Raw genomic sequence first — 296 nt, 5'->3', positions numbered from 1 at the left:
CGGTAGTCGAAGGCGGCAATCTGCCCGTCGCTGATGGGCTCCAGCCGCAGATTTTCAAATACCGCTGTGCCGCTGCCCACCACCTCACCTAGGTACTCGTGGCGATAGGCGGTCTCGTTGGTCTCCTTCAGGTGGTCCGCGTCCGCCAGGAACCGGGGCCCCAGCCAGTCCTGAGGGGCGGTCAGGTAGGTGCTGTGGTGGACCAGGCGGCCCGCTTTGGGCTCCAGGACATACTTGTTGGTCCAGCTGCGGGCCATAGCGGGGGGATTGAAGGACTTGAAGCAGAAGGACCAGGG

At 64.2% G+C, this 296-nt stretch carries 1 protein-coding gene; it reads right to left on the bottom strand.

The genetic code is table 11. The features are described 5' to 3' along the window. On the bottom strand, window positions 1-296 hold a 296-nt coding region (locus D1646_RS22170; protein ID WP_201754807.1), incomplete at both ends, for a phage terminase large subunit.

It is taken from the genome of Pseudoflavonifractor sp. 60, assembly GCF_009911645.1.
Lineage (GTDB): Bacteria > Bacillota > Clostridia > Oscillospirales > Oscillospiraceae > Lawsonibacter.
Note: the sequence above shows the minus strand (reverse complement) of the source record. Positions and strands in the feature narration are given on the sequence as shown.